Raw genomic sequence first — 5578 nt, 5'->3', positions numbered from 1 at the left:
GTCTACGTGGCCCTGGCCGTCACCACCGAGGGACGCCGCAACATCCTCGGGCTGTGGGCCGGCGACGGCGGCGAGGGCGCCAAGCACTGGATGCACATCCTCACCGAGATCAAGAACCGCGGGGTGAACGACGTCCTCATGCTGGTCTGCGACGGGCTGAAGGGCCGCCTGAGGCGGTGGAGGCCGTCTGGTGTCGGCGTATACCTGAACGTCCCCACCTGCGTACGGATGAACGTGACCAGTTCCTGATGCGCTGAGGAACGCGGGTCGGCACTCTGCTGCTGGTCGGTATGGGGCGGCAGAAGGGCGGTCGACGATGGTCTTGGACCTGCATCGCTGGCTGGAACTGCGACGTTTCCGTCGCCTGTTGGAGTCCGGGACGATGAGCCTGTCGGAGATCGCCAGGGAGACGGGGCTGGACCGCAGGACGGTCCGCAAGTATCTCTCGGCGCCGGGCCCGGCCACCCCGCCACGCCGGTCACCGAGCGGACGGTCCCGGGCGAGGGTGATCGACGAGTTCGCGCCGCTGGTCGACTCGATGCTGCGGGCAGAGATCCTGATGAAGGCCGCGGTGATCCACGAGCGGCTGGTCAGCGAGTACGGGTTCACCGGCAACTACCAGCGGACCAAGCCCTACGTCCAGCAAGCCCGCCCCCGCATTGCCGAGAAACTCGGCGTCACCCCGAAGGAACTGGCAGGCATGCACCGCCGCTTCGAGGTGATCCCGGGCGCCCAAGCCCAGGTGGACTGGGGTGACGAGGGCAAGATCCTCGCCCACATGGGCATTGGGAAGGTCTACTCCTTCCATATGACGCTGTCGTACTCCCGCGACCCGTTCTGCTGCTTCACCACCAGCCAGGACCTGCAGACCTTCTTCGACTGCCACCGGCGGGCGTTCGCACATTTCGGCGGGGTACCGATGACGATCGTCTACGACCGCACCAAAACGGTCGTCCGCCGTCACGTCGCCCCCGGCGACGCGGTTCCCTTGCATCCGGAGCCGGTCGGCTTCGCCGGCCACTACGACTTCGACATCGACGTCCTGGCCGCCTACCGCCCCACCGGCAAAGGCCGGGTCGAGCGACAGGTCCTCATCGTCCGCGACCACGTCCTGTCCGGCCGGGCCTTCTCCTCCATCGAGGAGGTGGACGCCGCCTTCGTGACCCGGGTGCCGCAGCGGCGGGCCCAGATCCACAAGACGCACCGGGAGGTCATCGGAGAGCGGGCTGCCCGCGACCACGCGGCACTCAGGCCGCTGCCGCCGACTCCATATCTGGTGGCCGAGCGGCATCTGCGGCCGGTCAGAAAGGACTGCCTGGTCGCGTTCGGCGGCAACCTCTACTCGGTGCCCGCCCGCCGTGTCCGCCCCCGCCAACTGGTGGAGATCAGGGCCACGAAGTCGCAAGTCATCTGCACTCCACCGGCCCCGGTGCCGACAGCGAGACGCTCCTGGCCGTCCACCCGCGAGCCGTCGGCCGCGGCGTCCGCGTCGTCGAGGAGACGCACTGGGACGGACTGCCCACCGGCCAAGGCCGGCGGACCACCAGCGGCGACACCCTGCCCCGGCCCCGCCGCGAGCGGTCCGGAGGGGAACCTGGCCCGCTCAAGGCTCTGCTGACCCGGGCCGCGGCCACTCGTGTTGAGGTCGGGCGCCGCCCGCTGTCGGTCTATGACGAGCTGACCGGCACCCGCCCCTTCACCACCTACTCCCCGACAAAGGAGTCCTCTTGAACGAGCTGACCGGCAACCGCATCCGCACCACGGCCGGCAAGCTCGGCCTGCCCCACCTGGCGGAGACCATCAACGAGTACACCCGCCGGGCGGACGAGGCGAAGATGGGCTACCTCGACTTCCTCGACCTGGTGCTGTCCGAGGAACTCGCCGTCCGCGACGACCGCCGCTTCCGCCAGGGACTGCGGTTGTCCAAGCTGCCGCACCACAAGACGCTCGACGAGTACGACTTCTCGTGTGCGACACGAAGTCGCTCCGATTGAGTAAGGACGGTCACATGAAGGAGGGATAGGACGGCCGCCCTTCGGGCCAGTATTCGGGCCCGTCTCCGCGCTCACATGCGTCGCTGGTAACGGCGGGGTGTGAAGCTGAGCGTTCGAGCCCAAGGGCACCCTGGCCATCGGGGAGCCACAGGCAAGGAGAAGGCTGGACGGGCGAACGCAAGTGAACCCCTGATGATGCCTCGTCATCGTAAAACCACTGGATGGCACGTAATCCATGGTCAAGGACCTGGTGCTGAGACGCACCAAGCGCTCCCAGGGCAATGAGACCCAGGGTGGGAATACCACTGGTCCCGGGGTAAAGGGGGCGCCCATCCCAGTCGTCTCTCAACGGAGTGGAACGTGGAAACCCCGTCGAGGTCCAAGCCAAGGCTTGGTAGGCCGACCGCAAGGAGAGCTGAACTCCCCGGCGGGAGAAGGATGATCCAAGAAGCGAAGGCCGGCGGGCCGAAAGGCCAGAGGAAACCGGGAGACGAGACCTTCACTCGTTTCGCGCATAACTCGCCGGATACGGGCTTTCGTGGCCCGGCCCGAAAGGGCGCCCACGTGGATCAGGTGAGCCTTTGAAGCCACCACTGCAAGAGCGCTGGAACCGAGGGACAAGTTAGACGCCGGAGGTGCACATGGGAGTCACGACTACCGTCGAGGCACTCGCGCCTGCGGTGAACGGACCCGAGGACGCGAACCTCGAATGGCACAGCATCGACTGGGCCATCTGCGAGAGAAACGTACGGCGGTTGAGGCAGCGGATCTTCAAGGCGACGCGGGATGGGGACCTGAAGAAGGTCCGCAACTTGCAGAAGCTCATGCTGCGGAGCCGAAGCAACACGCTGGTCAGCGTGAAGCGGGTGACGCAGCAGAGCAGTGGCCGCAAGACCGCTGGTATCGACGGGGAGCGAGCCCTCACCCCCATGGCGAGAGGCACGCTGGCGACCGAGATCCATCGGTCGTCCCAGCCCTGGAAAGCCAGGCCGGTCAAGCGAGTATTCATCCCGAAGAGCAACGGGAAACAGCGGCCCCTCGGGATCCCGGTCATTCGTGATCGGGTCCTCCAAGCGCGGGTGAAAAACGCGCTGGAGCCCGAGTGGGAAGCGCGGTTCGAGCCGAGGTCTTACGGCTTCCGGCCCGGCCGCAGCTGTCAGGACGCGATATCCGCGATCTTCTGGACGTCTTGCGGGAAGCACGCGAAGCGTCTGTGGGTTCTGGACGCGGACCTGTCGGCGGCGTTCGACCGCATCGACCACGACCACCTGATGAGCTCTCTCGGACTGTTCCCCGCCAGGGAACTGGTCCGCGCATGGCTGACAGCGGGCGTGATCGACCGTGGTCGGTTCGCACCAACGGAGGAGGGAACTCCTCAAGGCGGTGTGATCAGTCCACTGCTGCTGAACGTTGCTCTGCATGGGCTGGAAAAGGCTGCTGGGTGCCAGTATCAAGTGGTCCGAGCCGGGCGTGAGCCCAGCTCCGTATCGGGCACCCCAGTTCTGGTGAGGTATGCCGATGACTTCGTCGTGCTCTGCCACAGCGAGTCAGAAGTGCACCAGGTCAGGTCCCGGCTGGAGGAATGGTTGAAGCCCAGAGGTCTCCGCTTCAACGAAGAGAAGACCAAAGTCGTTCACCTTGAGCAAGGTTTCGACTTCCTCGGCTTCACTGTCCGCCGCATGGACAGCAAGCTGATCATCAAGCCGAGCGCGGCAGCCTGCAAGAGGCTCCGGGCGCGACTACGGACCGAGGTCAAGTCCCTCCAGGGGACCAATGCCGAGGCCGTGTTGCGAAGGCTGGTCCCGATCGTTCGCGGTTGGGCGGCCTACTACCGGGCGGTGGCGTCCACGACGACGTTCACGTCGCTGGATCACTACGTGTGGCGGCTGACCTGGAAGTGGGCCAGACGTCGCCACCACAACAAGCCTGGGTACTGGGTAATGGAGCGGTACTTCGGGCAGTTCCACCCGTCCCGGCGAGACAGATGGGTGTTCGGCGACCGCGACAGCGGAGCCTTCCTACCCAAGTTCGCCTGGACAGGCATCGTCCGCCATTCACTCGTGAAAGGCAGGGCGTCACCAGATGACTCCAGCCTGGGCGAGTACTGGCAGAACCGCCGCCGAAGGAAAGCGCCACCGCCCATGGACAAGATCAGTCTTGCCCTGGCGGTGCGGCAGCGAGGGCTCTGCCCTCTCTGTAAACAGGCGCTGATCGCCGGGGCCGAATACGAACCGGACAGTCCACGCGAGTGGATCAGCTGGTTCGCGGCCTCGAAGAAGATGCTCCACAAGCATCACTTCACCTACCGGCGCGACGGCGGTACCGACGAGCGGAATAACCTTCGCCTCGTGCACTCCGAATGCCACCGTCAGCACCACGCAGGCGATGGCAAACGGGCCACATCACGATGCTGACCTGCGAAGCCCTCGTGGCTTGCTTGAGCCGGATGCGCCGAAAGGCGCACGTCCGGTTCTGAGGGGGCCGGATCGCGGCAACGCGATCCGGCTACCCGACTCCAGCCCGAGCTCGACCCGCGCAAGGTCAAGGACCTCGCCACCTTGTCCTTCGTCGACGCCAAGGCCAACGCCGCCCTGCTCGGGCCGCCCGGGGTCGGCAAGACGCACATCGCCGTCGCCGTCGCCGTCGCCCTCGCGGTCGCGGCCTGCCGGGCCGGCTACTCGATCTACTTCACCAGCCTCGACGACATGGTCCGCAACCTCAAAGCCGCCGAGGCCGCCGGACGGCTGGTCAACAAGCTCGGCACCTACCTGCGGCCGAGCGTCCTCGTGGTCGACGAGGTCGGCTACCAGCCCCTCGAACGCGCCGAAGCGAACCTGGTCTTCCAGGTGATCTCGAAGCGTTACGAGAGGGGCTCGATCATCCTGACCTCGAACAAGACCTTCAGCGAATGGGGACAGATGTTCGGTGATGAGGTCCTCGCCACCGCTATCCTCGACCGCCTCCTGCACCACTGCGAAGTGATCTCCATCAACGGGCCCAGCTACCGGCTGAAGAACCGGCTCCAGGCCATCGAGCGCGAGACCGACGTGGCCTAGAAGATCATTCCGCGGAGAGCCCGGGTCAGGTCAGTCGCCGTCGAGTCGCTGGAGGATCTGAGTGAACTCACCAGAGTCCAACAGGCCGGCGATGACATCAGTCATGTTGCTGACGCCAGGCTCACGGACGATCAGCCCATCCGAGCACCAGAAGTAGCGACCCCCCAGGGCCTCGTCGCTCCCTGCCCAGGTCTCCATCAGACGTGCGACTTCAGCAACGGTGAAGACAGTTGCGCTCCACCGGGATCCGTCCAGAAGCCGGACTTCGAGATCAACATTGCACACCAGGTCCAGGTCCTCGTCCGGGTTGGGCAGGAAGGACGCCTCGAAGGACTCCGTGCGCACTCGGTACCACGGCCCGTCCCAAGCACGTTCGACTGATCCGAGCGATGCGCTGTGACTCATCGTGCGAGTGTCTCCGCTCGTTCTGCTGATCTCAACCGAGATCCTCAACCGTGCTCTGGTCCGAGGACACAGCTGGGGACGTTCACCCGTACGCAGCTGGGGAGCTTAGGTCGTACGCCGACA

3 protein-coding genes and 3 pseudogenes are annotated in these 5578 nt (G+C 65.7%); 5 read left to right on the top strand and 1 reads right to left on the bottom strand.

Annotation, left to right across the window (positions count from 1 at the left end; genetic code table 11):
- The 5 genes and pseudogenes from V5O46_RS31325 to istB form a co-directional block, all read left to right on the top strand.
- Nucleotides 1–191, top strand: a pseudogene (locus V5O46_RS31325) (transposase); the annotation flags it as partial.
- 191 nt (nt 192–382) lie between these two features.
- The gene (istA, locus tag V5O46_RS31320; protein ID WP_456300731.1) at nt 383–1618 is read left to right on the top strand and encodes an IS21 family transposase; all 1236 of its coding nucleotides are present in this window, start codon (nt 383–385) and stop codon (nt 1616–1618) included.
- A gap of 109 nt (nt 1619–1727) precedes the next feature.
- Nucleotides 1728–1967, top strand: a pseudogene (locus V5O46_RS31315) (ATP-binding protein); the annotation flags it as partial.
- A gap of 668 nt (nt 1968–2635) precedes the next feature.
- Nucleotides 2636–4408: a group II intron reverse transcriptase/maturase gene (gene ltrA / locus V5O46_RS31310; protein ID WP_332888124.1), complete on the top strand. Its 1773-nt coding sequence runs from the start codon at nt 2636–2638 to the stop codon at nt 4406–4408.
- 102 nt (nt 4409–4510) lie between these two features.
- A pseudogene (gene istB, locus V5O46_RS31305) lies at nt 4511–5050 on the top strand (IS21-like element helper ATPase IstB); the annotation flags it as partial.
- A 30-nt stretch (nt 5051–5080) separates the two neighbouring features.
- Here the strand turns inward: istB and V5O46_RS31300 are convergent.
- On the bottom strand, nt 5081–5455 hold the full coding sequence (locus V5O46_RS31300; protein ID WP_332888123.1) for a hypothetical protein: 375 nt from the start codon (nt 5453–5455) through the stop codon (nt 5081–5083).
- Nucleotides 5456–5578: the final 123 nt, after the last annotated feature.

Origin of the sequence: Streptomyces poriticola, assembly GCF_036689765.1 — a bacterium.
Classification (GTDB): domain Bacteria; phylum Actinomycetota; class Actinomycetes; order Streptomycetales; family Streptomycetaceae; genus Streptomyces; species Streptomyces poriticola.
Note: the sequence above shows the minus strand (reverse complement) of the source record. Positions and strands in the feature narration are given on the sequence as shown.

Excerpts from the sequence above, each read along its gene's own strand:
- ltrA (WP_332888124.1), top strand. The coding sequence starts at position 2,636 with ATGGGAGTCACGACTACCGTCGAGGCACTCGCGCCTGCGGTGAACGGA.
- istA (WP_456300731.1), top strand. The coding sequence starts at position 383 with ATGAGCCTGTCGGAGATCGCCAGGGAGACGGGGCTGGACCGCAGGACG.
- V5O46_RS31300 (WP_332888123.1), bottom strand. The coding sequence starts at position 5,455 with ATGAGTCACAGCGCATCGCTCGGATCAGTCGAACGTGCTTGGGACGGG.